29 protein-coding genes are annotated in these 26,216 nt (G+C 55.6%); 15 read left to right on the top strand and 14 right to left on the bottom strand.

What is annotated here, in order from left to right:
* The first annotated feature begins 6 nt into the window (after positions 1-6).
* The 5 genes from endA to ruvX all read left to right on the top strand — a co-directional run bounded on the left by endA (position 7) and on the right by ruvX (position 3,588).
* On the top strand, positions 7-705 hold the full coding sequence (gene endA / locus CWM66_RS19065; protein ID WP_007370212.1) for a deoxyribonuclease I: 699 nt from the start codon (positions 7-9) through the stop codon (positions 703-705).
* Between the two features lie 92 nt (positions 706-797).
* Positions 798-1,529: a 16S rRNA (uracil(1498)-N(3))-methyltransferase gene (gene rsmE / locus CWM66_RS19060; protein WP_035889573.1), complete on the top strand. Its 732-nt coding sequence runs from the start codon at positions 798-800 to the stop codon at positions 1,527-1,529.
* A gap of 13 nt (positions 1,530-1,542) precedes the next feature.
* Entirely contained in the window at positions 1,543-2,490 is a 948-nt protein-coding gene (gene gshB, locus CWM66_RS19055) for a glutathione synthase (protein WP_007370210.1), read from the top strand.
* 118 nt (positions 2,491-2,608) lie between these two features.
* Entirely contained in the window at positions 2,609-3,172 is a 564-nt protein-coding gene (locus tag CWM66_RS19050; RefSeq protein ID WP_007370209.1) for a YqgE/AlgH family protein, read from the top strand.
* Entirely contained in the window at positions 3,172-3,588 is a 417-nt protein-coding gene (ruvX, locus tag CWM66_RS19045) for a Holliday junction resolvase RuvX (RefSeq protein ID WP_007370208.1), read from the top strand. Before CWM66_RS19050 ends, ruvX begins: the two co-directional genes overlap by 1 nt.
* Positions 3,589-3,741: 153 nt before the next feature.
* Here ruvX and CWM66_RS19040 read toward each other — a convergent pair whose 3' ends face one another.
* On the bottom strand, positions 3,742-4,434 hold the full coding sequence (locus CWM66_RS19040; protein ID WP_007370207.1) for a hypothetical protein: 693 nt from the start codon (positions 4,432-4,434) through the stop codon (positions 3,742-3,744).
* 65 nt (positions 4,435-4,499) lie between these two features.
* Between CWM66_RS19040 and CWM66_RS19035 the strand changes: the two genes are divergently transcribed.
* A complete protein-coding gene (locus CWM66_RS19035) occupies positions 4,500-6,758 on the top strand; it encodes an FAD-dependent oxidoreductase (RefSeq protein ID WP_107147086.1) in 2,259 nt (752 codons plus the stop codon).
* On the opposite strand, the gene CWM66_RS19030 is transcribed toward CWM66_RS19035, so the two are convergent.
* Positions 6,755-7,735, bottom strand: a complete 981-nt coding sequence (locus tag CWM66_RS19030; protein WP_107147085.1) for a type IV pilus twitching motility protein PilT — start codon at positions 7,733-7,735, stop codon at positions 6,755-6,757. The genes CWM66_RS19035 and CWM66_RS19030 overlap by 4 nt on opposite strands.
* Positions 7,736-7,752: 17 nt before the next feature.
* On the opposite strand from CWM66_RS19030, the gene CWM66_RS19025 reads away from it, so the two are divergent.
* From CWM66_RS19025 to hemW, 5 genes are read left to right on the top strand one after another with little or no spacing between them, the layout of a single operon-like run.
* Positions 7,753-8,457 (top strand): YggS family pyridoxal phosphate-dependent enzyme, encoded by a 705-nt coding sequence (locus CWM66_RS19025; RefSeq protein WP_107147084.1) that lies wholly within the window; start codon positions 7,753-7,755, stop codon positions 8,455-8,457.
* Between the two features lie 18 nt (positions 8,458-8,475).
* A complete protein-coding gene (locus CWM66_RS19020; protein WP_007370203.1) occupies positions 8,476-9,042 on the top strand; it encodes a YggT family protein in 567 nt (188 codons plus the stop codon).
* Positions 9,039-9,329: a DUF167 family protein YggU gene (gene yggU, locus CWM66_RS19015; protein WP_072439420.1), complete on the top strand. Its 291-nt coding sequence runs from the start codon at positions 9,039-9,041 to the stop codon at positions 9,327-9,329. The genes CWM66_RS19020 and yggU overlap by 4 nt, the downstream gene beginning before the upstream one ends.
* 8 nt (positions 9,330-9,337) lie before the next feature.
* Positions 9,338-9,931 carry an XTP/dITP diphosphatase gene (locus CWM66_RS19010; protein ID WP_007370201.1) on the top strand — a complete coding sequence of 198 codons (594 nt, stop codon included), beginning with the start codon at positions 9,338-9,340 and terminating at the stop codon, positions 9,929-9,931.
* Positions 9,924-11,060 (top strand): radical SAM family heme chaperone HemW, encoded by a 1,137-nt coding sequence (hemW, locus tag CWM66_RS19005; RefSeq protein ID WP_007370200.1) that lies wholly within the window; start codon positions 9,924-9,926, stop codon positions 11,058-11,060. Before CWM66_RS19010 ends, hemW begins: the two co-directional genes overlap by 8 nt.
* A gap of 51 nt (positions 11,061-11,111) precedes the next feature.
* On the opposite strand, the gene wzz(fepE) is transcribed toward hemW, so the two are convergent.
* From wzz(fepE) to trmB, 4 genes are all read right to left on the bottom strand, one after another.
* On the bottom strand, positions 11,112-12,215 hold the full coding sequence (gene wzz(fepE) / locus CWM66_RS19000) for an LPS O-antigen length regulator Wzz(fepE) (RefSeq protein WP_007370199.1): 1,104 nt from the start codon (positions 12,213-12,215) through the stop codon (positions 11,112-11,114).
* 245 nt (positions 12,216-12,460) lie between these two features.
* On the bottom strand, positions 12,461-13,180 hold the full coding sequence (locus CWM66_RS18995; RefSeq protein ID WP_007370198.1) for a DUF2884 domain-containing protein: 720 nt from the start codon (positions 13,178-13,180) through the stop codon (positions 12,461-12,463).
* 55 nt (positions 13,181-13,235) lie between these two features.
* Positions 13,236-13,562: a YggL family protein gene (locus CWM66_RS18990; protein ID WP_007370197.1), complete on the bottom strand. Its 327-nt coding sequence runs from the start codon at positions 13,560-13,562 to the stop codon at positions 13,236-13,238.
* On the bottom strand, positions 13,562-14,281 hold the full coding sequence (gene trmB / locus CWM66_RS18985; RefSeq protein ID WP_007370196.1) for a tRNA (guanosine(46)-N7)-methyltransferase TrmB: 720 nt from the start codon (positions 14,279-14,281) through the stop codon (positions 13,562-13,564). Before trmB ends, CWM66_RS18990 begins: the two co-directional genes overlap by 1 nt.
* Positions 14,282-14,423: 142 nt before the next feature.
* Here trmB and mutY point away from each other — a divergent pair, with 142 nt between their 5' ends.
* The 4 genes from mutY to CWM66_RS18965 all read left to right on the top strand — a co-directional run bounded on the left by mutY (position 14,424) and on the right by CWM66_RS18965 (position 18,457).
* Positions 14,424-15,473 carry an A/G-specific adenine glycosylase gene (gene mutY, locus CWM66_RS18980; protein ID WP_090397822.1) on the top strand — a complete coding sequence of 350 codons (1,050 nt, stop codon included), beginning with the start codon at positions 14,424-14,426 and terminating at the stop codon, positions 15,471-15,473.
* Positions 15,474-15,501: 28 nt separating this feature from the next.
* Entirely contained in the window at positions 15,502-15,777 is a 276-nt protein-coding gene (locus CWM66_RS18975) for an oxidative damage protection protein (RefSeq protein ID WP_007370193.1), read from the top strand.
* A 105-nt stretch (positions 15,778-15,882) separates the two neighbouring features.
* Positions 15,883-16,965, top strand: a complete 1,083-nt coding sequence (gene mltC, locus CWM66_RS18970) for a membrane-bound lytic murein transglycosylase MltC (RefSeq protein WP_107147140.1) — start codon at positions 15,883-15,885, stop codon at positions 16,963-16,965.
* Positions 16,966-17,203: 238 nt separating this feature from the next.
* Positions 17,204-18,457: a nucleoside permease gene (locus CWM66_RS18965; protein ID WP_007370191.1), complete on the top strand. Its 1,254-nt coding sequence runs from the start codon at positions 17,204-17,206 to the stop codon at positions 18,455-18,457.
* Positions 18,458-18,639: 182 nt separating this feature from the next.
* Here the strand turns inward: CWM66_RS18965 and citG are convergent, their stop codons facing one another.
* The 8 genes from citG to CWM66_RS18925 are packed head-to-tail and all read right to left on the bottom strand — an operon-like array spanning position 18,640 to position 25,996.
* On the bottom strand, positions 18,640-19,470 hold the full coding sequence (gene citG, locus CWM66_RS18960; RefSeq protein ID WP_107147083.1) for a triphosphoribosyl-dephospho-CoA synthase CitG: 831 nt from the start codon (positions 19,468-19,470) through the stop codon (positions 18,640-18,642).
* Positions 19,448-19,987, bottom strand: a complete 540-nt coding sequence (gene citX / locus CWM66_RS18955) for a citrate lyase holo-[acyl-carrier protein] synthase (protein WP_007370189.1) — start codon at positions 19,985-19,987, stop codon at positions 19,448-19,450. Before citX ends, citG begins: the two co-directional genes overlap by 23 nt.
* Positions 19,984-21,510, bottom strand: coding sequence for a citrate lyase subunit alpha (gene citF, locus CWM66_RS18950; RefSeq protein ID WP_107147082.1), 1,527 nt, complete (start codon positions 21,508-21,510; stop codon positions 19,984-19,986). The genes citX and citF overlap by 4 nt, the downstream gene beginning before the upstream one ends.
* Before the next feature lie 10 nt (positions 21,511-21,520).
* Positions 21,521-22,396 carry a citrate (pro-3S)-lyase subunit beta gene (citE, locus tag CWM66_RS18945; protein ID WP_007370187.1) on the bottom strand — a complete coding sequence of 292 codons (876 nt, stop codon included), beginning with the start codon at positions 22,394-22,396 and terminating at the stop codon, positions 21,521-21,523.
* A complete protein-coding gene (citD, locus tag CWM66_RS18940) occupies positions 22,393-22,686 on the bottom strand; it encodes a citrate lyase acyl carrier protein (protein ID WP_079517349.1) in 294 nt (97 codons plus the stop codon). The genes citE and citD overlap by 4 nt, the downstream gene beginning before the upstream one ends.
* Positions 22,687-22,703: 17 nt before the next feature.
* On the bottom strand, positions 22,704-23,723 hold the full coding sequence (gene citC, locus CWM66_RS18935) for a [citrate (pro-3S)-lyase] ligase (protein ID WP_072439411.1): 1,020 nt from the start codon (positions 23,721-23,723) through the stop codon (positions 22,704-22,706).
* A gap of 16 nt (positions 23,724-23,739) precedes the next feature.
* On the bottom strand, positions 23,740-24,609 hold the full coding sequence (locus CWM66_RS18930) for a fumarylacetoacetate hydrolase family protein (RefSeq protein WP_043956596.1): 870 nt from the start codon (positions 24,607-24,609) through the stop codon (positions 23,740-23,742).
* Between the two features lie 22 nt (positions 24,610-24,631).
* The gene (locus tag CWM66_RS18925; protein ID WP_035889290.1) at positions 24,632-25,996 is read right to left on the bottom strand and encodes a 2-hydroxycarboxylate transporter family protein; all 1,365 of its coding nucleotides are present in this window, start codon (positions 25,994-25,996) and stop codon (positions 24,632-24,634) included.
* Positions 25,997-26,216 lie beyond the last annotated feature (220 nt).

Raw genomic sequence — 26,216 nt, 5'->3', positions numbered from 1 at the left:
TTCGCTATGTTTCGTCTTTTCTCACTTTTCATCGCACTGATCGCCATTCCCGCTTTCGCAGCAGATGGCATAAACAGCTTTGCCCAGGCAAAAGCGGCGGGAGCCAAAGTTAACGCCGACGCACCGGGCGACTTCTATTGCGGCTGCAAAATTAACTGGCAGGGTAAAAAAGGCGTGGTTGACCTTGCTTCCTGCGGCTACAAGGTGCGAAAAAATGAAAACCGCGCCAGCCGCATTGAATGGGAGCACGTGATGCCTGCATGGCAGTTCGGCCATCTGCGCCAGTGCTGGCAGGATGGCGGCCGGAAAAACTGCGCCAAAGATCCGGTCTACCGCAAAATTGAAAGCGATATGCACAACCTGCAACCTGCCGTCGGTGAAGTGAATGGCGATCGCGGCAACTTTATGTATAGCCAGTGGAATGGCGGCGACGGTCAGTATGGCCAGTGCGGCATGAAGATTGATTTCAAAGAGAAGCTCGCTGAGCCGCCAGCCCGCGCCCGCGGTGCGATTGCCCGTACCTACTTCTATATGCGTGATCAATATCAGCTCAGCCTTTCACGACAGCAAACGCAACTGTTTACGGCGTGGGATAAGCAGTATCCGGTGACCGACTGGGAATGCACGCGCGATGCGCGCATTGCCGAGGTGCAGGGCAACCACAACCCTTACGTGCAGCGCGCTTGCATGGCGCGAAAGAGCTAACCTACACTAGCGACAATTGATTATCGACAGGTGCAGTGGCGCACTTTCCACCCATGAGCCGCTGCATCTCCTGACAGACGGAATTTCAAAACATGCGTATTCCCCGCATCCATCACCCTGAACCTCTCCAGCCGGGCCATGAAATCGCGCTGAGCGAAGATGCTGCAAACCACGTTGGCCGCGTGCTGCGTATGGGGCCGGGCCAGGCTATTCAACTGTTCGACGGCTCCAATCAGGTGTTCGACGCCGAGATTGTTCGCGCGGATAAGAAAAGCGTGATGGTCAACATTTTGCGTAGCGAAGTGGACGACCGTGAATCCCCGCTGCATATCCATCTGGGCCAGGTGATGTCGCGCGGCGAAAAGATGGAATTCACCATTCAGAAGTCGATAGAGCTGGGTGTAAGCCTCATTACGCCACTTTTTTCTGAGCGCTGCGGGGTTAAACTGGATGCCGAACGCCTGAACAAAAAGCTCCAGCAGTGGCAGAAAATCGCCATTGCCGCTTGCGAACAGTGCGGTCGTAACCGTATTCCGGAAATTCGCCCGGCGATGGATCTGGAAGCCTGGTGCGCCGAAGAAGATGCCGGCCTGAAATTGAACCTGCATCCGCGCGCCAGCCAGAGCATCAACACACTTCCGCTGCCGGTTGAGCGCATTCGATTGCTGATAGGCCCGGAAGGCGGCCTCTCTGCCGATGAGATCGCCATGACCGCTCGCTACCAGTTTACGGATATTTTGTTAGGGCCACGCGTACTGCGTACAGAAACTACGGCGCTTACCGCCATCACCGCGCTTCAGGTCCGCTTTGGCGACCTGGGTTGAAAGGAGAAGCAGAATGATCAAGCTTGGCATCGTGATGGATCCCATCGCGGACATTAACATCAAGAAAGACACCAGCTTCGCCATGCTGCTGGAAGCACAGCGCCGCGGCTATGAGCTGCACTATATGGAGATGGCGGATCTTTACCTGATCAATGGTGAAGCCCGCGCCCGCACCCGCACGCTTTCCGTCGAACAGAACTACGACAAATGGTACGAATTCGGCAGCGAGCAGGATATTGCGCTGGCCGATCTGGACACCATCCTGATGCGTAAAGATCCGCCGTTCGACACCGAGTATATCTATGCGACCTACATTCTTGAGCGTGCGGAAGAGAAAGGCACGCTGATCGTTAACAAGCCGCAGAGCCTGCGTGACTGTAATGAAAAATTGTTCACCGCCTGGTTCCCGGATCTGACACCGGAAACGCTGGTTACGCGCAACAAAGCGCAGTTGAAAGCGTTCTGGCAAAAGCACACCGACATCATCCTTAAACCGCTGGACGGCATGGGCGGCACGTCGATCTTCCGTGTCAAAGAGGGCGATCCGAACCTGTCGGTGATTACGGAAACGCTGACCGAGCTGGGTAGCCGTTACTGCATGGCGCAAAACTATCTGCCAGCGATCAAAGACGGCGACAAACGCGTGCTGGTGGTTGACGGTGAACCGGTGCCTTACTGCCTGGCGCGCATTCCGCAGGGCGGCGAAACCCGCGGCAATCTGGCGGCGGGCGGCCGCGGCGAACCACGTCCGTTAAGCGAAAGCGACTGGGCGATTGCGCGCAAAGTTGCGCCGGTATTGAAAGCCAAAGGGCTGATTTTTGTTGGCCTGGATATTATCGGCGACCGCCTGACCGAAATTAACGTAACCAGCCCAACCTGCGTACGTGAAATTGAGGCTGAATTCCCGATCTCCATCACCGGCATGCTGATGGATGCCATCGAAAAACGTCTGGGTAAATAATCTCAGCGCACAGGGCGGGAAGGATCCCGCCCATGACAGCATTGCCAGGTGACAGATCTGCGCTTTCCCCCCATACTAGGCTGTCGCTTTTTTGAACCAGGAAACAGAACCTCTGACAATGAATTTACAGCATCACTTTCTTATTGCCATGCCTGCTCTTCAGGATCCTCTCTTTCGGCGCTCGGTAGTCTATATCTGCGAGTACAACGACGAAGGTGCAATGGGGCTGATTATTAATAAGCCGCTGGAAAACCTGAAAGTTGACGGTGTCCTGGAAAAACTCAAAATCCAGCCAGAAGCGCGGGATCCAGCCATCCGTCTGGACAAACCGGTGCTGCTGGGCGGCCCGCTGGCGGAAGATCGTGGTTTTATCCTGCATACGCCGCCCGCCACATTCGCTTCCAGCATTCGCGTTTCGGATAACACCGTGGTCACCACCTCACGCGATGTGCTGGAAACCCTTGGAACGGCAGAACAGCCGAGCGAAGTGCTGGTCGCGCTGGGATACGCCTCATGGGAAAAAGGACAACTGGAGCAAGAGATCATGGATAACGCCTGGCTCACCGCCCCGGCCGATCTCAACATTCTGTTCAAAACGCCGATCGCCGACCGCTGGCGCGAAGCGGCAAAACTTATCGGTATTGATATCTCCACCATGCCTGGCGTAGCGGGGCATGCCTGATGAGCGGAACCTTGCTGGCCTTTGATTTTGGCACCAAAAGTATTGGCGTCGCCATTGGGCAACGCATCACCGGCACGGCGCGTCCGCTCACCGCGCTTAAAGCGCAGGACGGCACGCCAGACTGGAAGCTTATCGAAAAACTACTGAAAGAGTGGCAGCCGGAAACGGTCATCGTCGGTTTGCCGCTCAATATGGATGGCACCGAACAGCCGCTGACGGCGCGCGCGCGCAATTTCGCCAATAAAGTGCACGGTCGTTTTGGCGTGAAAGTTACGCTGCATGATGAGCGGTTAAGTACCGTAGAAGCGCGCGCCGGTTTGTTCGAACGCGGCGGTTTTCGCGCACTCGACAAAGGCAGCGTTGATTCCGCCTCCGCCGTGATCATCCTCGAAAGCTATTTCGAGCAGCACGCCTGATCCTCGCTTCAATTCAATTTTGTAACAACCTCACCTGAATAAAGCCGCGCCTCGACCGCGGCTTTTTGCCGATCGTTTTCACAGTTTCTGACCGCCCTTTTTGCATTCCTCTGATTGTTTCTATAAAAGAAACATAACAGAGCGATAAATCTGTCAGGCCTTTTCCGTCAGATGGCTGGCCAGTGTATGAAGCGCCTGCAAGCGGGTTTCGACCTCAGCGTCTTCGATGTTCCACATTCCGGCAAAGGCCAGCGCCGCAGAGTGCGCGCCGAGGGGTTTGGCCATCGACACTTCGCCGTCGTCATGATGCCAGACCACATGGCCCTGCTGACGCTGAAGAGCGACATGCGGGCCAAGCTGCTGCCACTGCTCGTCGGTAAAGCGTTTTTGCAGTTCATCATCGCTTTCCGCCGCCAGCAGCGACATGCCGATGACAGATTGCCAGGCGGGCAGCATATGAAAACCAGCCAGCGCCTGGCTGACCTGACTACCGGGTTCGGAGTGATAGATATAGATGACCTGATCCTCCCACAGCACGCCCATCGCCACCACGATGTCTTTCGGGGCGTGGCGTTCAAGCAGGGGGAGCGCCTGGGAGAAAAGCGCCGAGCCGCGAATCGCCTGCGCCGCCAGCGCATGGATACCAGGCCCCGGCAGATAGCGTCGCTGAGCATCCTGCATGGTCAGGCCGATCGACGCCATGGTCATCAGCAACCGGTTGACACGCGTAGTGTTAATGCCCATCAGGCGAGCCAGCTCGCGGCAACCAATGGCGCGGCCACTGGAAACCAGGTACTGCAGGCAGCGGATACCATCAATCAGGCTTTGGTTAGGTTGTGAGGACATTCAGGATTCGCTCATCAGATTGCTCAAAATTCGATTTTACCGTCAGTAAAGAAGGATACAAGGTTATGAAGATCTTTCCCCATAGCGAGGCAAGAACCTTTCCGACGCAGCATCTTCGCTGCGATCTGTTGGTTGCAGGCGGCGGCCTTGCCGGTCTTTGCGCCGCTCTTGCGGCTGCCCGCGACGGCTTACAAGTGGTGCTGATTCAGGACAGGCCAGTGCTTGGCGGGAATGCCTCCAGCGAAGTAAGACTGTGGGCGAATGGTGCCACGTCGCATATGGGGAACAATAACCGCTGGGCGCGCGAAGGCGGCATCATGGGCGAAATCATGGAAGAGAACCTCTGGCGCAACAAAGAGGGTAACCCGGTGATGTTCGATCTGGTCCTGCTGGATCTGGCAAAAAGCCAGCCGGGGTTAACGCTTTTGCTGAATACCGCCGTTTATGAAGTGGAAAAAGAGCAGCAGCGCATTACCCGGATCAAAGCCTTCAATCCGATCAACGAAACCTTTTACAGCGTAAATGCAGCGCAGTTTTGCGACGCCACCGGCGATGGCGTGCTGGGTTTTCTGGCGGGCGCTGAATATCGCGAGGGCGCGGAAGAGGCACAAGAGCTGGGCGAGAAGATGGCGCCGGGGGATCATTTCGGCCATAAGCTGGGTCATTCGATCTACTTCTACACCAAACAAACCGATGGACCAGTCAACTTTGTACCGCCCTCTTTTGCGCTGCAAGATATAACCGAAATCCCGCGCTACAAGCGGCTGACATCGACGCTGAACGGTTGCGATCTGTGGTGGCTGGAGTGGGGAGGCCGTCTGGATACCGTGCATGAAAGCGAAAAGATCAAATGGGAGCTGTGGAAAATCGTCTGGGGCGTCTGGGATCATATTAAAAACTCCGGCAACTTCCCGGAAGCTGCGAATATGACCATCGAATGGGTGGGCGCGATTCCTGGCAAGCGCGAAAGCCGCCGCTTCCTCGGCGATCATTTACTGTGCCAGCAGGATATTATCGAACAACGCGATCACTACGATGCCGTGGCTTACGGAGGCTGGTCGATCGACCTGCATCCGGCAGATGGCGTTTACAGCACGCACGACGGCTGCCGCCAGTTTCACAGCAAAGGTACCTATACCATTCCATTTCGCTGCCTTTATAGCCGCTCGCTGGACAATCTGTTCCTCACCGGCAGGCTGATTTCCGCTTCCCATGTCGCGTTTGGCAGCGCCCGCGTGATGTGCACCTGCGGTCTGCTGGGTGAAGTGGTGGGCCGCGCCGCCGCACTTTGTAAAACAGAGCGCCTTACCCCGCGTGAACTGGCGGAGCCTGCACACATCGGCTTACTGCAACAGCAGTTACAGGCTAACGGCTGCTATATTCCACGACGCTGGCTGAACGATCCGGCGGCCGGAGCGGAGGTCAGCGCCAGTAGTGAATATCAACTGACTGAACTTCCTGCCAGTGGTCGCTGGCACGCATTAATGGGGCGGATGGCGCTGCTGCTGCCGGTACAGGCTGGTGCGCAGTTGCCGGATATCGCGCTGTTTCTGCGGGCCAAAACGCCGCAAACGCTGGCAGTATCCCTGCTCGGCAGCGCGCGTGCCGGAAATTTTACCCCCGATTATCAATACGCCGAGTCTGTATTACAGGTTTCCGGCGAAGCCTGGCACACCTTGTCATTCCGCTGGCAGAGTGACCGCGACCAGTATCTGTTTATCGCCTTCGACGTGCAGGATGTGGTCGAGATCGCTCTGACGGATACGCATCTGCCCGGCATGATGACGGTATTTAACAGCCTGAATGCACGCGTGGCGAAACACACTCGTCAGGTTGTCGATGGCGATTATGGCGTCGACGAGTTCGACTTCTGGCTGCCGCGCCGTCATCCGCAACAAATTATGCCTGCCCTGCGTTTCAGCCAGCCATTAATGGCCTGGAGCGTACAAAATGTGCTCAACGGACGCCTGCGCCCGGAGCAGCAGATCAACGGCTGGACGCCGGATGCTAACGATCCAACGCCGGAAATCGTCTGGCGTTGGGCGACGCCGCGCCAGATCCACCATCTGACGCTGGTACAGGACAACGACTTTGATAACGCCATGGAGTCGGTGCAAATGGGCCATCACTACGCGGTGACGCCACACTGTATTACGCACTACCGCCTGTGGGCGGACGATAAACTTCTGGCTGAAGTGCGGGAGAATCACCACTCCGTCTGCCAGCACCAGTTCCCCGAACCGCTGACAGCATTGAGCGTTCGGCTGGAGATCCTCGCGACAGCAGGCGCCCTGCCTGCGGTGTATTCGCTAAACGTATGTTAAAGCCACCCCTGCTGAACGCGCTGTTGGTGACTTTGCGCAAAGGTCTGCATGCCCGCCTGCTGCCCGGTCTGCATCACGCCGGGCAACTGGTGCGTTTTGCCTTCGCGGATCAGATTCGCGATCGCCGGAGAGTTAATCAGCAGCTCAAACAGCGCGATCCGCCCACCCCGCGTGTCTGCTTCCAGCCTCTGCGCCAGCACCGCTTGCAGGCTTCCGGCCAACTGGCTGCGTACCGGATCTTTCTCCTGCGCCGGAAACGTATCCACCAGACGTTCCACCGCCTGCGCTGCCCCACGTGTATGCAGCGTGGCCAGCACCAGATGCCCGGTCTCTGCAGCAGTCAAAGCCAGGCGGATGGTTTCACTGTCGCGCAGCTCGCCCAGCAGGATCACATCCGGATCTTCACGTAGCGCCGCACGCAAACCGGCAGCGAATGAGCTACAGTGCTGGCCGATCTCCCGCTGCTGGATCAGGCACCGCTTGCTGGTATGGACAAATTCAATCGGATCTTCCAGCGTCAAAATATGCCCGTCATGATGTTGGTTGAGATGCTCAACCATCGCCGCCAGGGTCGTGGATTTACCGCTGCCAGTGGCCCCGGTAACCAGAATCAGCCCGTTATCCCGCTCCAGCAGAGTGTTCAGCGCGACGGGCACATCCAGTTCAGCAAGCAATGGGCTGCTTTGCGCCAGCAGTCGCAGCGCCAGCGAGACGCCCTGATGATGGCTGAACGCACCAGCACGCAAGCGCTGTCCGCGCGCGGTGGTCAGGGCAAAATCAACCTGCCCCTGTTCTCGCCATTGCTGCTGCAGCGCGCTGCTCAGATAAGCATTGAGAAACCCGCTGATGTCAGGCGCGGGAAAAGGCGCAGGCACCAGCCGTCCCTGCTGTCGCCAGCGCGGTGGACAATGACTGCACAGGTGTAGATCCGAGACATTATGCTTTACACTAAGCTCCACTATTTCATCTATATCCATAACGCTATCCTGGAAACATGAACGATATTGCGCACAACCTGGCACAGGTCCGGGACAAAATCTCCGCTGCCGCAACACAATGCGGCCGTGCTCCAGCAGAAGTTACTTTACTTGCAGTGAGCAAAACCAAGCCTGCGAGCGCTGTCGCAGAAGCCATCGACGCCGGACAGCGCGCGTTTGGAGAAAACTATGTTCAGGAAGGGGTCGATAAGATCCTTCACTTCCGCGAGGCGGGCGTGGATGACCTGCAATGGCACTTTATCGGACCGTTGCAGTCCAACAAAAGCCGTCTGGTAGCCGAACATTTCGACTGGTGCCACACCATCGATCGTTTGCGGATCGCCAGCCGCTTAAGCGAACAGCGCCCCGCCGACCTGCCGCCGCTGAATGTGCTGATTCAGGTCAACATCAGCGACGAACAGAGCAAATCGGGCATTGCCCTCGGCGAGCTGGATGCGCTGGCGGCACAGGTTATTGAATTACCTGGCATTTGTCTGCGAGGTTTGATGACGATCCCCGCGCCGGAAACGGAGTACGCGCGGCAGTTTGCCGTAGCACGGCAAATGGCTGTAGCATTTGAAGCGCTCAAAACACGTTATCCAACGGTGGATACCCTGTCGCTGGGCATGACGGACGACATGACCGCCGCCATTGCGGCTGGCAGCACGATGGTGCGCATCGGGACAGCCATTTTTGGTGCGCGCGATTACACGAAAAATTAAGGAATACTGAGGAACGCCATGAAGACGTTGACTTTCCTGCTCTCGACAGTGCTTGAACTCTATACGATGGTTCTGCTGTTGCGCGTCTGGATGCAGTGGGCACGCTGCGATTTTTACAACCCGTTTTCGCAGTTTGTAGTGAAAGCTACACAGCCGATTGTCGGGCCGCTGCGCCGTGTCATTCCACCGCTGGGGCCGCTGGATAGCGCCTCGCTGCTGATCGCTTTTGTACTCAGTTTTATCAAGGCGATCGTGCTGTTTATGGTGATCACGTTCCAGCCGATCATCTGGATTTCCGCGCTGCTGATTTTACTGAAAACCATCGGTCTGATGATTTTCTGGGTACTGCTGGTCATGGCGATCATGAGTTGGGTCAGCCAGGGCCGTAGCCCGGTCGAGTACGTTTTAATACAGTTGACGGAACCGCTGCTGCGCCCAATCCGTAATCTGCTGCCAGCGATGGGCGGCATCGACTTCTCGCCGATGATCCTGGTGCTGCTGCTGTACGTCATCAATATGGGCGTTGCGGAGCTACTGCAATCCACCGGCGATATTCTTCTGCCGGGGTTGTGGATGGCACTATGAGTGCCGTTTCTACCTGTGAAGAGGGGCTTGTTTTGCGGCTGTACATTCAGCCGAAAGCCAGCCGCGACAACATTATCGGGTTGCATGGCGACGAACTGAAAGTCGCCATCACCGCTCCGCCTGTAGACGGCCAGGCAAATGCGCACCTGGTCAAATACCTCGCAAAGCAGTTTCGCGTGGCAAAAAACCAGGTGGTGATTGAAAAAGGCGAGCTGGGCCGCCATAAGCAGATTAAAATTACCCACCCGCAACAGATCCCGACGGAAGTCGCGGCGCTAATCGATTAGGATCCACTATGCAAAAAGTTGTCCTCGCGACCGGTAATGCCGGTAAAGTGCGCGAGCTTGCCTCGCTATTGAATGATTTCGGCCTCGACGTGGTCGCACAAACTGAACTGGGCGTTGAGTCCGCAGAAGAGACCGGGCTGACGTTTATTGAGAACGCCATCCTCAAAGCTCGCCACGCGGCGCAGGTTACCGGTTTGCCCGCCATCGCTGACGATTCCGGCCTGGCGGTTGATGCATTGCAGGGCGCCCCGGGGATCTATTCGGCGCGCTATTCCGGCGTGGATGCAACCGATCAGCAGAATCTGGAAAAGCTGCTCGATGCGCTGAAATCGGTCCCGGATGAACAACGTACCGCACAGTTCCACTGTGTGCTGGTCTATATGCGTCATGCGAACGATCCGACGCCGCTGGTATGTCACGGTAGCTGGTCAGGCGTTATCGCGCAGCAACCGGCTGGCAGCGGCGGTTTTGGCTACGATCCGATTTTCTTTGTTCCTTCCAGGGGTAAAACCGCTGCGGAACTTACTCGCGAAGAGAAAAGCGCCATTTCCCATCGCGGTCAGGCGTTAAAATTGTTACTGGAAGCACTGCGTAATGGCTGATTTGCCACCTTTGAGCCTTTATATCCATATTCCCTGGTGCGTGCAGAAATGCCCGTACTGCGACTTCAACTCGCACGCGCTGAAGGGCGAAGTGCCGCACGACGATTACGTTCAGCATCTGCTGAACGACCTCGATGCTGACGCGCCCCGGGCGCAGGGACGTGAAATAAAGACCATCTTTATTGGTGGCGGCACACCGAGCCTGCTGTCCGGCCCGGCGATGCAAACGCTGCTGGATGGCGTGCGCGCCCGGCTGCCGATGGCGGCCGATGCGGAAATTACCATGGAAGCCAACCCAGGCACCGTGGAAGCCGACCGTTTTGTCGATTACCAGCGTGCGGGCGTGAACCGTATCTCCATCGGCGTACAAAGCTTCAGTGAAACCAAGCTTCAGCGGCTCGGGCGAATTCACGGTCCGGAGGAAGCGAAACGCGCGGCAAAGCTGGCAAGCGGGCTGGGGTTGCGCAGCTTTAATCTCGATTTGATGCACGGCCTGCCGGATCAGTCGCTGGAAGAGGCGCTGGACGATCTGCGTCAGGCCATCGAACTTAACCCACCGCACCTGTCGTGGTATCAACTGACTATCGAACCCAATACGCTGTTTGGCTCGCGCCCACCGGTGCTGCCGGATGACGATGCGCTGTGGGATATTTTCGAGCAGGGACACCAGATCCTTACCGCGGCCGGCTATCAGCAGTATGAAACCTCAGCCTATGCGAAACCGGGTTATCAGTGTCAGCATAACCTCAACTACTGGCGCTTTGGTGATTACCTGGGTATTGGTTGCGGCGCGCACGGTAAAGTCACTTTTCCGGATGGGCGCATCCTGCGCACGGCGAAAACCCGCCATCCGCGTGGGTATATGCAGGGAAAATACCTTGATAAGCAGCATGATGTTGAAGCGCAGGATAAACCGTTCGAATTCTTTATGAATCGCTTTCGCCTGCTGGAGCCTGCGCCACGCGCTGAATTCACCCGCTACACCGGGCTGGATGAAAGTACGATACGCCCGCAGATCGAGCAGGCGCTGGCATTAAATTATTTGAATGAATGTGACACGTACTGGCAAATAACCGAACACGGTAAGCTGTTTCTCAATTCTCTGCTTGAGTTGTTTCTGACTGAATAAAGACTTTGGCCCTCTGCGCGGAACGCAGAGGGCCAAAGTACTACAGAAAGATTAATGATTCCGTTGCTGCAAAGCGTGTCGAACTAATACCACAGCACTGGCAATAACCCCACCACACAGCGCCGCTAAAATAATAAATAAAACCCGACCCGCCCCCTCTTTTTTGGTAGGTAAAGACGGGGAAAGCTGATATTTAAACGGCGTAAAGGTGATATCTTTAATATCCAGTTTTTCCAGTTCCGCCAGGCGATGTTCACGATAACGGAAATCCGCATTAAGCCGGGTAACATCGACAATTGACTGTTCGATTTTAAGCTTTTCAGCAATGCCATCAGCCCCCAGAGCGATGGAATAATCCGGGTCATCCTGTACGGATTGCCCATTACTGTAAACAGGACGCTTAATACCGGCAGCATTTGCCACTTCCAGCGAGTAATTTAGGCGCTTCAACTTGGTGTCATGCAGCGTATTCATCCGCTCACGCTCCATCGCCAGCGACTCCCTCTCCGTATCCTTTTTTAAATCCACTTCTTCGCGCAGATAATCTAATGTTTCTTTAACAACCAACGCAGAAATATAATTGATGTAGCTGTTAAGAATTTCCTTAGCCTCGCCAGCCGTCGGGGCGGTGAAGCTTAATGTCCAGGACTGGTAAGGCACGTTATCGGCGCTTTTCACCGGCGTGTTATTGACCGCCTTGATCTTCCCGGACAGCAGTACAATGCCGCGGCGTAACTCTTCAGCATCGGGATTAGAAGCCATCAGCTTGCCGGCCACCAGCGGAGACGATGCCAGGAACTCTTCACGCAGCGACTCAGAATTAAACTTTTTCAGGAACAGGTTAAATACTTCAACCTTATCAAGAGAAGGTTTAACGTCGAGAACCTGCAAAGTAGAAAGGGTCTTTTGCAGCTGGCTCCATTGCGGTTTTTCTGCTGGCGTGATTTCTGCCTGGCTGGTCCATTTTGGCGTTAATAACGCACTAATGAAGAATCCGACCAGAGAAAACATCAGAATAGTCGAGATAATGATTCGCTTACTTTCCCACAAGGTACTAATTAAACCGAGCAGATCAAGCTCGGTATTTTTGTACCGCTCAGGAAAATCTTCATAGATTGAGGCGTCATTTTTCGATTGAATATGTAGTGATGTCATACAAGTAAGTATCGAGTCCATGATTTGAAATTCGATACTATCATCAATAAGAGAGTTCTTAAAGTAAATTAATTCTCTATATTTCAATCACATTAATAAAAGCTCCTGTCAACCTACCTTAATTAATATCATAAGGCGGCTTGAAAGGATTCCAGAGATATAATATAGCGGGTAAAATAATAAGCCCGACTAATATAGCCGGGCTTTATTTGACTATTCCGAAAATAAAAAACTATAAGAGCGGATCACTTCAATCCGGCGGTCAACGCTTTGCGGTTTTCTTCCAGCGAGACGACGCGCTTACACACATCTTTGCCAAACTGCTGAAAATCCGCTTCCTGGTTTTTCCACTCATCCTGAATAGCCGTCTGTAAACCGCCGAGGCTCCCCAGCACGCTCTGTAGCGGATTACCGCCGCTCTTCAGCACGGCTTTAGCACCCATTTCGTTGATGCTGTCCTGCAGAATGCCGCCCATTGTCTGGTTCACCAGTTGCTGACCATTGGCGCGCACTTCATCAATCGCTTTGTAGTGGAATGTCAGGCCATCGTTGCGATGTTCAATAATGCGGTTCATCTGCTCTTTCAGTTGCGCATCCAGCCTGGTCAGACGGTTGCGCATGCTGCTATTCTCTCCCACCTGTTTGACAATGATCGTATCCAGCGCTGCACGGCTTTTCTCCACGCGACTGCGCGCGCCATCGTCAATCCATGGCAGAGCACTGCGCAATTCGGCCTGGTAATCCTTCGCCTGTTCGCGCTGCGCAGCGGTTAGCGAAGGTTGCTTGCCGTTAAACATGACATTGCCGTCCGGGGTGATCACCAGGTTACCGTTCTCACCTTTCACCTGCACGGTTTGCGGGCTGATGATCACATCGTCACGCGGCGTCACGCCACATTGATAATCAGCCTGAGCCGCAAATGCGGTAACCGTAAGAGCCGCCGCCAACAGCGTTTTGCGCATCATAAAAAACTCCTGTAGAGACAAAACGGGCCAGCTAATGCTGGCCCCTTATGCTTTATTAGTCCCACCAAACGTCGAAAAGTTCGCTGATGCGTACCTCGCTCAGTTTGCGGTCTTCCAGCCACTTACGCACAATGGCCTGATGTTCTTCGGTACATTTACCGATTTCCTGCAAACAAATCAGACCGTCCCAGGCCAGATAACCACTGCCGTCAAACGCCAGCTTATTCGGCTCGATCACTTCCTGAATAAAGTCATCAACGGTTTTATCGATCTGCTCTTCGCTGGTACCTTCCGGAAAACGCCATGCAACGGAAAAACCCAGTTCCTGGAACTCGTCGATATGCATTTTTTTACGCAAGCGACGACTGCGGTTTGTTGCCATTATTTCACCCTCTCGAACATTAAGTCCCATACGCCGTGACCAAGACGGTGGCCACGCTGTTCAAATTTAGTCACTGGACGCGAATCCGGACGCGGCACAAAGTCATTCGTCGCCGACAAGTTTTTATAACCGTCGATAGAGGACATCACTTCAAGCATATGTTGCGCATAGGCTTCCCAGTCAGTCGCCATATGGAACACGCCGCCCAGCTTGAGCTTGCTTTTCACCAGTTCAGCAAACGGTACCTGAACGATGCGGCGTTTATTATGACGCGCTTTATGCCACGGGTCAGGGAAAAACAGCTGCACCATATTTAAAGAATTGTCAGGAATCATTTTATGCAGCACTTCGACCGCGTCATGGCACATCACGCGTAGGTTCTCAACGCCCTCTTCATGCGCAGAAGAGAGGCAAGCGCCGACGCCCGGCGAGTGCACTTCAATACCAAGGAAGTTCTGCTCCGGACGCATTTTCGCCATCTCCACCAGCGAAGCGCCCATGCCGAAACCAATTTCCAGCGTCACCGGCGCCGTGCGACCAAACAGCGCGACGAGATCCAGCGGCTGTTCGCTGAACTCAACGCCCATCACCGGCCAGTAATTTTCCAGCGCGTGCTGCTGCCCTTTGGTCAGGCGGCCCTGGCGACGGACAAAGCTACGAATCCGGCGCAATGGGCGGCCGTTTTCATCAAATTCCGGTGAAATGACGTCGTTATTCATAAAATGATCTGCTCGTGAGAGTGTTCAGGAAACGGGCATTATCCAAAGTTAATCGCATGATGCAAGCACCGGAAAGTTCCGGTTTACAGGCCAACGCCTCTGTGCTGCAATCTTCGCCCCTGACAACGCGATTCTGGTGACCATGCAAGCGTCTCAATTTTCAGCCCAGGTTCTGGACTGGTACGATAAATACGGGCGAAAAACCCTGCCCTGGCAAATTGAAAAAACGCCTTACAAAGTATGGCTGTCGGAAGTGATGTTGCAACAGACGCAGGTTGCAACCGTTATTCCTTATTTCCAGCGTTTTATGGCCCGTTTCCCGACGGTGACCGATCTGGCAAACGCTCCGCTGGATGAAGTGCTGCATCTGTGGACCGGGCTCGGCTACTACGCCCGCGCCCGCAATCTGCATAAAGCCGCACAGCAGGTGGCGAACCTGCATGGCGGTCGTTTCCCGGAAACCTTTGATGAAGTGGCCGCGCTTCCTGGCGTTGGCCGTTCCACTGCAGGCGCGATCCTCTCACTGTCGCTGGGTAAACATTTTCCCATCCTCGACGGTAACGTTAAACGTGTGCTGGCACGCTGCTACGCCGTTACGGGCTGGCCGGGTAAAAAAGAGGTGGAAAAGCGGCTGTGGGATATCAGCACTGAAGTCACACCGGCAAAAGGGGTGGAGCGCTTTAACCAGGCGATGATGGATCTCGGTGCTATCGTCTGTACACGTTCCAGACCGAAGTGCGAATTGTGCCCGTTGCAAACCGGCTGCGAAGCAAAAGCGGCGCAGTCGTGGGCACAATATCCCGGTAAAAAACCCAAACAGACGCTGCCTGAACGCAGCGGCTATTTCCTGCTGATGCAGCATGAAGGCGAGGTTTATCTCGAACAGCGCCCGCCCAGCGGGCTGTGGGGCGGTCTGTTCTGTTTCCCGCAGTTCAGCGATGAAGCGGGTCTGCGCGACTGGCTGGCGCAGAGGAACATTAGCGCCGATAATCTCAGCCAGCTTGTGGCGTTCCGCCATACCTTCAGCCATTTCCATCTGGATATTGTGCCTATGTGGCTTGGCGTGTCCTCGTTCTCATCCTGCATGGATGATGGCGCGGGTCTCTGGTATAACTTGGCGCAGCCGCCATCCGTCGGTCTGGCGGCTCCAGTGGAACGCCTGATACAGCAATTACGCGCCGAAGCGAAGTAGCACGGCGCGCAAGTAGAGAGGATTTTTTATGAGCAGAACCATTTTTTGTACCTTCCTGCAACGCGAAGCAGAGGGACAAGACTTCCAGCTCTATCCGGGCGATCTGGGTAAACGCATTTATAACGAGATCTCGAAAGAGGCCTGGAAGCAGTGGCAGCAGAAGCAAACCATGCTGATTAACGAGAAAAAGCTCAACATGATGAATACCGAGCACCGCAAACTGCTGGAACAGGAGATGGTGAATTTCCTGTTTGAAGGTAAAGACGTGCATATCGAAGGCTATACGCCGCAAGAGAAAAAATAAGCGGCTAAATACCTGCACGGCTGGCAATGTCGCGAAACAGGGAGATATTGCCAGCGCCCGGGCGTCACAGGCGCGTTTTCCCCAAACACAATTGCATCCGGAATGATGAAAAAATTTTTAGCGCTAGTGATGATCGCGCCGTTACTGATTTCTTGTTCCAGCTCTAACAAATCGGGCGAAGCCTATAACGAAGCCTGGATTAAAGACACTAACGGTTTTGATATTTTGATGGGGCAGTTCGCCCACAACATTGAGAATCTTTGGGGATTTAACGAAGTCCTGATCGCCGGGCCGAAGGACTACGTTAAATACACCGACCAGTACCAGACTCGCAGCCACATCAACTTTGATGCAGGTACCATCACCATCGAAACGATCTCCGGCACCGATCCGGCTGCACATCTGCGCCAGGCGATTATCAAAACCCTGCTGATGGGCGACGATCCCGGATCTATCGACCTCTATTCTGATACCGATGATATCCCGATCTCCAAAGAACCGTTCCTTTACGGCCAGGTGCTGGATAACAACGGTGAAGCGATCCGCTGGGAGTGGCGCGCGGCGCACTTTGCGGATTACCTGCTGCAAACCCGGCTGAAAAAACGCAGTAACGGCTTACGCGTTATCTATAGTGTGACGATCAATCTGGTGCCGAATCATCTGGACAAACGTGCGCATAAATATATCGGTATGGTACGCCAGGCCTCGCGGAAATATGGCGTCGATGAGTCGCTGATTCTGGCGATTATGCAGACGGAGTCGTCGTTTAACCCGTACGCGGTTAGCCGCTCTGACGCGCTGGGCCTGATGCAGGTGGTACAGCACAGCGCCGGGAAAGATGTCTTCCGCGCCCAGGGCAGATCCGGTACGCCAGATCGCAGCTATCTGTTCGATCCGCAGAGCAATATTGATATCGGCACCGCATATCTGGCGATGCTGAATAATGTTTATCTCTCCGGCATCAGTAACCCGACATCCCGGCGTTATGCAGTGATCACCGCCTATAACGGTGGTGCGGGCAGCGTACTTCGCGTCTTTTCCAGCGATAAGATGCAGGCCGCCAATATCATCAACACCATGACTCCAGGTGATGTTTACCAGACACTGACCACCCGCCATCCGTCGGCGGAATCCCGCCGCTACCTCTATAAAGTCAATTCGGCTCAGAAGACCTGGCGTCGCAACTGATCTTGTGCCTCTTTCGTGCATTTGTGCGAAAGAGGCATAAGGTATTCATCTGCGTGATGCAAACGGTTGCGCTAAAGTGTGATATCCGTCACCATATGTAAATGCAATCAGAGGAAGTTTGCATTTTTATGTCGGGCATAACAAATTCGCCACCCAGGTGATGATAGAATCCTGACACATAACAATATTAATTGTGCCCATTCCAACATCTGTCCGTCTCCTTTGTGAGGAAATTAGCATGAATCTTAAGCTGCAGCTGAAAGTCATTATCTTTCTGCAGTTCTGCCTGTGGGGAAGCTGGCTGACGACGCTTGGCTCGTATATGTTCGTCACGCTGAAATTTGATGGTGCATCCATTGGTGCGGTATATAGTTCGCTGGGCATTGCCTCGCTGCTGATGCCGCCGCTGCTCGGTATCATTGCCGACAAATGGCTGAGCGCGAAATGGGTTTATGCTCTGTGCCACCTGGTCGGTGCGATCACCCTGTTTATTGCCGCAGGTGTTACCACGCCGGGCGCGATGTTTGCCATTATTCTGCTCAACTCGCTGGCCTATATGCCAACGCTGAGCCTGGTAAACACCATCTCTTACTTCCGCCTGAAATCCGCCGGGCACGATATCGTTACCGATTTCCCGCCAATCCGTATCTGGGGCACCATTGGCTTTATCCTGGCGATGTGGGTGGTGAGCTTCTCCGGCTTCGAACTGAGCCATATGCAGCTCTATATCGGTGCTGTGCTGTCGCTGGTGCTGAGCCTGTTCTCCCTGACGTTGCCGCACATGCCGGTTGCGAAAAGCACCGAGAAACAGACCTGGGTGGAAATGCTGGGCCTGAACGCTTTCGCGCTGTTTAAAAACAAGCGCATGGCGATCTTCTTCATCTTCTCGATGATGCTGGGCGCAGAGTTGCAGATCACCAACATGTTCGGCAACACCTTCCTGCACAGCTTCGATGCCAACCCGCTGTTTGCGAATAGCTTCATCGTGACCCATGCGTCAGTGATGATGTCTATTTCGCAGATTTCCGAAACTGTCTTCATCCTCGCGATTCCGTTCTTTATGAGCCGCTACGGCATCAAGAACGTAATGATGATCAGTATCTTCGCCTGGGTTCTGCGTTTTGGTCTGTTCGCCTATGGCGACCCGACACCGTTCGGTACCGTGCTGCTGGTGCTGTCGATGATTGTCTACGGCTGCGCATTCGACTTCTTCAACATCTCCGGTTCGGTGTTCGTTGAGAAAGAGGTAAACCCGGCGATCCGCGCCAGTGCACAGGGTATGCTGCTGATGATGACCAACGGCTTCGGCTGTATCCTCGGCGGTATGGCCAGCGGTAAAGTGGTAGAGATCTACACCACCGCAGGCGTTACCGACTGGAAAACCGTATGGCTGATTTTTGCCGGTTATTCGCTGGTACTGGCTTTTGCCTTCGTGACACTGTTTAAATACAAACATGTGCGCGAACCTGCGGCAGTCGCCCAGAAAGCGTAAGACAAAAAACCCGGCCTGAGCGCCGGGTTTTTTATGCCTTTTTCCACATCTTCGGCCAGTTCCTGCCGGGCAAATCTACAGACCGGATAATCCAGTGCCATCCGGCAATGGTTGCATCCGCTATCTCAACCGACTTATCTGCCCTGGAAAAGCCCGGATGAATAATGCCGCCCGATACTGCGCTATGGAAGTTGCGCCAACACGTACGCAACCGCCAGCAAATCGGCACTGCCGCCGGGGCTTAAGCGCCGGGCCATCAGCGCCCTGTCCATTTCAGACAACGCATCGTTATCCCAGCCGACCGCCAGTAAAGTCGCCGCATAATCCTGCACATAGCGCAGCCCGGCAATGCCGCCGCGCGACACCAGATTGCTGTCCGGGTTTGCCGCCATCAGGCGCAATAACGCATGCTGCAGGCGCCGTTCGCCCTGCTCCTGATGCCAGTACGGCAGCACCGCACGGCGCACGGTGGCAAAACCCTGTTCGGCCTCGCCACGCGCCCCGGTCAGTCCATACTCCAGAAACTGCCTCTCACCGGCCGTCACCGCCTGCGGCCGGGCCGCCAGTTCACGCGCCACCAGCCCGCGACAGATTTCACTGACCTGCCGACACAACGTTTCGGCCTGCAGCGGCTGGCGTTGTCCCTGCAGTCGTCCGGCGGCAAAACAGAGCAGACCCAGCGAAAAAATCCCGCCTTTGTGGGTATTCACCCCGCCGGTGGCAGCAAACATCGCCTGTTCGCACGCAATGCCCGCCGGGCGCAGCAGGCGCAACTGGACTCCTGCCGCCTTGTGGGCATGTTCACGCCCGGCCTGTTCAAAGACGGAAAACCATGGCGTGATGGCCGCAATGCTGCGTAAAAACAGCGCATGATCCATATCCTGGTGCGAGCCGTTGTTCGCCCGGTCCACCAGCCCCGGTTTCGGCGTGAGATCCAGTTCGAGGCGCAGCGCCCGGGCAGCAAGCTCCGGTACGCTGATAACCACGGATTCAGTCGCGGGCAAACCAGCCATCAATCAGTTTCTCCACGCGGGCAACCACTTCATCCACCGGGTGGCGGCGCGAACGCGCGCAACCGTGCGCCGGCTCATCGCACACCAGGCAACGGCGGGTAGTCAGATCCAGTGAATGTCGTCCAACCTGTCCCGCCTGCGGGCACAGCACATCAAAGTCCCACAGACGTCCCAGCGGATGCGTCTGTTCCATCTCAACGCACTGCGCCTTGATTTCCACCGCCGGATGCGCAACACACCACAGGGCTTCTGCGCCGGTCGGCAGCCACAGTACCTGCCGGTCCAGCACCTGCCAGCGGTTCTGCCACAGCAGTTGATCGCAGGCCTGTAACGCCACTCCCATAGTATTGCGATAGCGAATACTGTCTTTTACCGCGCCGGGCGTCACCAGCGTCAGTGAAATGACCGGTTGTTGATAGTGAGCGAGCCAGTCAGCCTGACGCGCTGCACGGCTGTCTTTCGCCGCCAGCAGCGCTTCAAGGCTGACGCCCGCCCGGACGGGCGTCAGTGTCGTCATGCATTTTCCTCTTTAACCTGACGGACAACGTCAATGACGGTGCCATCACGGTAGCGGATCACCCCGACAATACGGTCAGTAAAGGCGATCGGTTTAGGTTCACCGGTCAGCGAGATGGCGCGTTGATACAGTGCTTCGATATCAACAATTTTCAGCCCCGCCGCCAGCAGGCGTTCGCGGATTTCCGGACGCGCCGGGTTCACCGCAATCCCGTGGTCCGTCACCAGCACGTCGATGCTTTCCCCTGGCGTCAGCAGCGTGGTCACGCGTTTCACCACCGTCGGAATACGGCTGCGCAGTAACGGCGCCACGACAATGGTCAGGTTTGCCGCGGCCGCCACATCGCAGTGACCACCGGATGCGCCGCGCATCACGCCGTCTGAACCGGTAATCACATTGACGTTAAACTCCGTGTCGATCTCCAGCGCGCTGAGGATCACCACGTCCAGCTGGTCGCAGCTGGCCGCTTTGCCGCCAGGATTGGCATAGACATCAGTCGAGATCTCAACGTGATTCGGATTACGGCGCAGCGATGCCGCCGCTTCGCCGTCAAAACACTGCGTATCCAGCAGTTTGCCGATCAGCCCTTTCTCATGCAGCTCCACCAGCCCGCCAGTGATACCGCCGAGCGCGAAACTGGCCTTCACTCCGTGGCGCTCCATTTTCTCTTCCATAAAGCGGGTCGCCGCCGTCGCCGCGGCTCCGGAGCCGGTCTGCATGGAAAAGCCATCTTTGAAATAGCCGGAGTGCTCGATCACATCCGCCGCATAGCGCGCGATCATCAGTTCTCGCGGGTTGCTGGTGACGCGCGCCGCGCCGACGCTGATTTTTGCCGGATCGCCCACGCTCTCCACCTGCACAATCAGATCCACCTGATCCTGACCGAGGCTGGCGGGCATATTCGGGAACGGCACCAGCGCTTCGGTCAGCAGCACCACTTTACGGGCGAACTTCGCATCCACCATCGCGTAGCCCAGCGAACCGCAGCAGGATTTCCCCTGTGTGCCGTTGGCGTTGCCAAACTCATCGCTGCAGGGTACGCCAAGAAAGGCGACGTCAATCTTCAGTTCGCCATCCTGTAACAGTCTGACGCGCCCGCCATGGGAGTGAATTTGTACCGGTTCCGCCATCAGGCCATGAGAGATGGCATCCGCCAGCCTGCCGCGCATGCCGGAGGTGTAAATGCGGGTAATCACGCCACTCTCAATGTGTTCGATGAGCGCATCGTTGCAGGTCATCAGCGAACTGGAAGCCAGCGTCAGATTTTTAAACCCCAGACGCGCCAGCGTGGCGACAACGTTGTTAATCACCCGGTCGCCTTCGCGAAAGGCGTGGTGGAACGAAATGGTCATCCCGTCTTTCAGGCCGCTGCGGGCGATGGCGTCTTCCAGCGTGGCGCAGAGTTTGCGCGTGTGTTTGCTGTTAACGTCCGCCAGCCACGGCGTGGCGGCATGAGCGCTGTCGAAGGGTTTTAATTCACACAGATGGGGAAAATTAACGTGAAGAAGCTCTGTCTGATTCATTGTTCTGTCCTTACCGACGCACGCCGGACGCGGCCGCACGTTCCAGCACCATCTGCGCGTGATTAATAATCGGGGCGTCGATCATTTTGCCGTTCAGCGAGACGACGCCAAGCCCGTTGCGTTCACCCTCTTCCGCCGCTTCAATAACCCGCTGCGCGTGGTCCACTTCCTGCTGCGTTGGCGCATAGGCGTTATGCAACAGATCGATTTGCCGCGGGTTTATCAGCGACTTGCCGTTGAAGCCCATTTTGCGGATCAACTCGACTTCGCGCAGGAATCCGGCTTCGTCGTTAACGTCTGACCACACCACATCGAAAGCATCGATACCGGCAGCGCGCGCGGCATGTAGCACGGCGCAGCGGGCATAAAACAGCTCGGTGCCGTCGCCGCGTTCGGTCTGCATATCCATCACATAGTCGAAAGCGGCCAGCGCAATACCGATCAGGCGCTGAGAGCTGCGGGCAATCGCCACGGCATTAATAACGCCGATCGCTGATTCAATGGCCGCCATCACACGGGTCGATCCCACTTCACGTCCGCAGGCCAGCTCGATACGTTCGAGGTGGCGCTCCAGTTCGTAGATATCTTCCGGGGTATCCGTTTTCGGTAAGCGCACCACATCCACACCCGCACGCACGACCGCTTCCAGATCCGGCAGGCCAAACGGCGTGTTCAGCGGGTTGATACGCACCACGGTTTCGATATCCTGGTACATCGGGTGTTGCAGGGCATGAAACACCAGCAGGCGCGCGGTGTCTTTTTCACGCAGGGCGACGGCGTCTTCCAGATCGAACATGATCGAATCCGGACGATAGATAAACGCGGTGGAGAGCATGGCGGCGTTAGCGCCCGGCAGAAACAGCATGCTACGACGGAGTTTTTTCATAGCAGTTTCCCCCAGTCGATCTCGATTCCTTCCGATGCGCGCAGTACCGCACTCTGTAAGCGTGCGCGGATAACGCAGTCCAGCGCGCCTTTATCTTCAATGATGATCAAGCCCTGGTGAACCGCCATTGCCCGCAGCGTGTCGTTCACCACCTTGCGGATCTGATCGCCAAACTGCTTGATAACCTCGCTGTGAACAACGACTTCCAGCTCGCCTTCGGCGGGGGCTATTTTCACCATCAGGTCGCTGGACTCCATGGTTCCGGCCAGCGCCTCCCTCACAATTTTCATATTTTGATTCCTGATTTTTAAACGGCTTCCGCGCTGTAGTGGGATTCGAGATGCGCGAAAGTGGTATCCGGTACAATTTCCCGAATACGGGAAAACTGGTGTGTTTGCAGTAAACGGCGCACTTCAGACGCGGAGATGGCATTACCGGTCGCTTTAATGCGCGGGATCTCCACCACCTCCACCGCCCCGGCCAGCAGCTGATGCATGGTCTGGTTGTACTGGCGGGTGATGTCGCAAAAAGGTTCGCTGCCGATAAAGCGGTGAGTGATGCCCAGCGCCGGCGCGATGTAGTTACGGAAAATCAACAGGTCTATTTCGCTCCACGCCTGCTGCACTTTGCCGGACTCTTTCAGGAAATAAGCCGGGAAAGTGGCGCGGGAAATAATGTACTGAGAGCCTTCGTGAACGATGACGTTCGGCAGATGCGCCACGCCCGCTTTCACCATCTTCAGCCGCGCGGCAAAGGGGAAGAACGAGGCGTCTTCGCGTACCACGAACAGGTGCAGCCAGTCGCAGGCCTGTGCGGCCTGCTCCACCAGGTGGCGGTGCCCCAGCGTAAAGGGATTGGCATTCATCACAATCGCGCCGGTGCGTTTGCCCGGCATGCGATCGACCTGCAACGTGCGGCAGTAACGCTGAATCCCCGACGGGGTATTCTCCATCAGCACCGCGTTGTTGCCGCTTTGCGCCACCGGCCAGAAGCCGCTGTGGCGAAAACGTTCCAGGTTGCAGGGGCGCGTGCAGAGGAACAGATGAAAATGTCCCCGCGCCAGCGCCAGATGGGAAACCTCCGCCAGCAGGCGCGCACTGAGATTCTCGCCGCGCAGTTGTTCATCCACTGCAACACACTTGATGACGTTGGCGGCCAGGCCCGCACAACCCACCAGCCGGTTTCCCGACCAGGCTTCAACGAAGGTGGTGATGTCACTGTCCATGCCTAATCCGCTGTCTGCGAGCAACGTGCGGACTGAGGCCAGCCGTTGAGTATTGCCGTTGACTTCCGCCACGCGGAAGTCGATGGAGGGTCGTGCCTGCATGGTGTTGCCTTCGTCCTTAGTGTGCCGCCGTCAGCGAATGGGCTGGCGCTGGCGCATCAATAATCACATTACTGAGGTGACCGATATTCTCGATCTCCACTTCGATGCGATCGCCCGCTTTCATAAACAGCGGCGGGTTGCGTTTTTTGCCGACGCCCCCCGGCGAGCCGGTGATGATGACATCGCCCGGCGTCAGGCTGGTGAAGGTACTGATGTACTCAATAAGCTCGGCAACCTTATGGATCATGCTGGCGGTGTTATCGTCCTGCACCATGCGGCCATTCAGCCAGGTACGGATCGCTAACTGATGCGGATCAGGGATCTCATCCGCCGTCGTCATCCACGGGCCAAACGCGCCGGTCTGCCGCCAGTTTTTCCCGGCGGTAAACCAGGTGTGCTGCCAGTCGCGCGCCGAACCATCCATGTAGCAGCTGTAACCGGCAACGTGGCTTAACGCCGCCTCACGGGAGATATCCTCCCCACCTTTGCCGATGATCACGGCCAGCTCGCCTTCGTAGTCGAATTCACTGGAGTGGCGCGGCTTCAGTACCGGCGCGTTATGGCCGGTTTGCGAATCCGCAAAGCGAACAAACAGCGTTGGCGCCGGGTTGTGCTGATCAAACTCTTTGCGCTTTTCGGCGTAGTTCATGCCAACGCAGAGAATTTTGGCCGGGTTATCGATGACCGGCAGAAATTGCAGGTCGTCGAAGCGGATATCTGGCGTTTCACCGTTCAGTTGTTGCGCTTCATTCAGCGCGTTGGCAGCGAGCAGTGATTTCAAATCACCGTAACGGTCGCCCAGACGCTGCCCCAGATTGATCACGCCATCAGCCTTGACGATGCCGTAACTCCGGATCCCCTGATGGACAAAGCTTGCGAGTTTCATATCAGTTCCTGTAACACTTGAATCAAACGAGGAAATTGCCGAGCACCAACAGCGATACCGAGACGTTGATCGCGCCGCCGATACGGGTAGCGATCTGCGCGAACGGCATCAGGCTCATGCGGTTACCCGCCGTCAGGATGGCAACATCCCCTGTACCGCCCTGGCCGCTCTGGCAGCAGGAAACGATGGCCACATCAATAGGATGCATGCCGATCTTTTTGCCCACGAAAAAGCCGGTGGCAACCAGTGCGGAAACGGTACTCACGATCACCAGCAGATTGTCGATGGTGAACGCGTGAACCAGCTCTTCCCATGGCGTGATAGCTACACCGACGGCGAAGAGGATGGGATAGGTAACGGAGGTCTGGAAGAATTTGTATACCACCTGAGAGCCTTCCAGCAGACGCGGAGAAACACCGTGCGCCAGCTTGATCAGAACGGCAACAAACAACATACCGACCGGCGCAGGCAGGCCAATCAACTTGTGGCCGAGCATGCCGATCATGTACAGCAGCACAGCCAGCAGCGCGCCAGCCGCGATAGTGGTGACATCGGTTTTACCAGAGAAAGCCGGTGCAGCCGGAGCCTGTTCATCACCGTTGCTGCGATTCGGCATTAACTGCCCTTCGCCGGTCAGGTGCGGGAAGCGTTTCCCCAATTGATTCAGACAGCCAGAGATGATGATGGCAGTCAGGCCGCCGAGCATAACCATCGGCAATACGCGACCGAGCGCAACGCCCTGATCCATATGCAGCAGCGTCGCGTAACCGATGGAGAGCGGGATCGCTCCTTCACCGACACCACCCGCCATAATCGGCAGAATGATAAAGAAGAAGATCTGGAACGGCTCCATACCGAGCGCCAGGCCCACACCCATCCCCACCAGCATGCCGACGATTTCGCCGCACAGCATCGGGAAGAAAATACGCAGGAAGCCCTGGATCAACGTGGTGCGGTTCATGCTCATGATGCTGCCGACAATGATGCAGCAGATATAGAGATAAAGAATGTTGGTGGATTTGTAGAACTTGGTGGTGGATTCCACGACCACATCCGGCAGCAAGCCGTAGTAAACCATCGCCGACGGAATAAAGGTGGCGCAAATGGCCGCCGCGCCCAGTTTGCCGACGATCGGCAGACGTTTGCCGAACTCACCGCAGGCAAAACCGAAGAATGCCAGCGTGGCCACCATCACCACGATATCGCTCGGTAACTTACCGCCCAGGCAGTCGACGGCAATTAATGCTCCGGCTAACAGGAATAATGGCAGCGGAATAATCCCAATTTTCCAGGTATCCATAATGTGCCACCATTTCTCTTTCAGTGGTTTCTTTTGAATCTCAAGCGATTCAGAGGTAACAGAGAATGAATCGTCAGTTGTGCTCATAATTAAGCCCCTTGGTTATTTTGTGCGTACAGAGTAAAGGGCTAAAAACGCACTTTATGTGAGGGAATGCATAATAAAATCGTTGTTTTAATGGCACCTATGGTTTTTATGGTTTCTTTTATTTTGTGTGATTCATCGCTTATTTATTGCTGTGGTTTTTATGGTTTTTTTATATAGAAATACAACTTAATAACATTTCCAAAAAAGAATATTTAACAGG

It is taken from the genome of Kosakonia sp. H7A (assembly GCF_003028445.1).
Taxonomy (GTDB): domain Bacteria; phylum Pseudomonadota; class Gammaproteobacteria; order Enterobacterales; family Enterobacteriaceae; genus Kosakonia; species Kosakonia radicincitans.
The sequence above is the reverse complement of the archived record's forward strand: the minus strand, read 5'-3'. Positions and strand labels throughout refer to the sequence as shown.

Coding starts and splice junctions, on each gene's coding strand:
- endA (WP_007370212.1), top strand. CDS start 7: ATGTTTCGTCTTTTCTCACTTTTCATCGCACTGATCGCCATTCCCGCT.
- rsmE (WP_035889573.1), top strand. CDS start 798: ATGCGTATTCCCCGCATCCATCACCCTGAACCTCTCCAGCCGGGCCAT.
- gshB (WP_007370210.1), top strand. CDS start 1,543: ATGATCAAGCTTGGCATCGTGATGGATCCCATCGCGGACATTAACATC.
- CWM66_RS19050 (WP_007370209.1), top strand. CDS start 2,609: ATGAATTTACAGCATCACTTTCTTATTGCCATGCCTGCTCTTCAGGAT.
- ruvX (WP_007370208.1), top strand. CDS start 3,172: ATGAGCGGAACCTTGCTGGCCTTTGATTTTGGCACCAAAAGTATTGGC.
- CWM66_RS19040 (WP_007370207.1), bottom strand. CDS start 4,434: ATGTCCTCACAACCTAACCAAAGCCTGATTGATGGTATCCGCTGCCTG.
- CWM66_RS19035 (WP_107147086.1), top strand. CDS start 4,500: ATGAAGATCTTTCCCCATAGCGAGGCAAGAACCTTTCCGACGCAGCAT.
- CWM66_RS19030 (WP_107147085.1), bottom strand. CDS start 7,735: ATGGATATAGATGAAATAGTGGAGCTTAGTGTAAAGCATAATGTCTCG.
- CWM66_RS19025 (WP_107147084.1), top strand. CDS start 7,753: ATGAACGATATTGCGCACAACCTGGCACAGGTCCGGGACAAAATCTCC.
- CWM66_RS19020 (WP_007370203.1), top strand. CDS start 8,476: ATGAAGACGTTGACTTTCCTGCTCTCGACAGTGCTTGAACTCTATACG.
- yggU (WP_072439420.1), top strand. CDS start 9,039: ATGAGTGCCGTTTCTACCTGTGAAGAGGGGCTTGTTTTGCGGCTGTAC.
- CWM66_RS19010 (WP_007370201.1), top strand. CDS start 9,338: ATGCAAAAAGTTGTCCTCGCGACCGGTAATGCCGGTAAAGTGCGCGAG.
- hemW (WP_007370200.1), top strand. CDS start 9,924: ATGGCTGATTTGCCACCTTTGAGCCTTTATATCCATATTCCCTGGTGC.
- CWM66_RS18995 (WP_007370198.1), bottom strand. CDS start 13,180: ATGATGCGCAAAACGCTGTTGGCGGCGGCTCTTACGGTTACCGCATTT.
- CWM66_RS18990 (WP_007370197.1), bottom strand. CDS start 13,562: ATGGCAACAAACCGCAGTCGTCGCTTGCGTAAAAAAATGCATATCGAC.
- trmB (WP_007370196.1), bottom strand. CDS start 14,281: ATGAATAACGACGTCATTTCACCGGAATTTGATGAAAACGGCCGCCCA.
- mutY (WP_090397822.1), top strand. CDS start 14,424: ATGCAAGCGTCTCAATTTTCAGCCCAGGTTCTGGACTGGTACGATAAA.
- CWM66_RS18975 (WP_007370193.1), top strand. CDS start 15,502: ATGAGCAGAACCATTTTTTGTACCTTCCTGCAACGCGAAGCAGAGGGA.
- mltC (WP_107147140.1), top strand. CDS start 15,883: ATGAAAAAATTTTTAGCGCTAGTGATGATCGCGCCGTTACTGATTTCT.
- CWM66_RS18965 (WP_007370191.1), top strand. CDS start 17,204: ATGAATCTTAAGCTGCAGCTGAAAGTCATTATCTTTCTGCAGTTCTGC.
- citG (WP_107147083.1), bottom strand. CDS start 19,470: ATGGCTGGTTTGCCCGCGACTGAATCCGTGGTTATCAGCGTACCGGAG.
- citX (WP_007370189.1), bottom strand. CDS start 19,987: ATGACGACACTGACGCCCGTCCGGGCGGGCGTCAGCCTTGAAGCGCTG.
- citF (WP_107147082.1), bottom strand. CDS start 21,510: ATGAATCAGACAGAGCTTCTTCACGTTAATTTTCCCCATCTGTGTGAA.
- citE (WP_007370187.1), bottom strand. CDS start 22,396: ATGAAAAAACTCCGTCGTAGCATGCTGTTTCTGCCGGGCGCTAACGCC.
- citD (WP_079517349.1), bottom strand. CDS start 22,686: ATGAAAATTGTGAGGGAGGCGCTGGCCGGAACCATGGAGTCCAGCGAC.
- citC (WP_072439411.1), bottom strand. CDS start 23,723: ATGCAGGCACGACCCTCCATCGACTTCCGCGTGGCGGAAGTCAACGGC.
- CWM66_RS18930 (WP_043956596.1), bottom strand. CDS start 24,609: ATGAAACTCGCAAGCTTTGTCCATCAGGGGATCCGGAGTTACGGCATC.
- CWM66_RS18925 (WP_035889290.1), bottom strand. CDS start 25,996: ATGAGCACAACTGACGATTCATTCTCTGTTACCTCTGAATCGCTTGAG.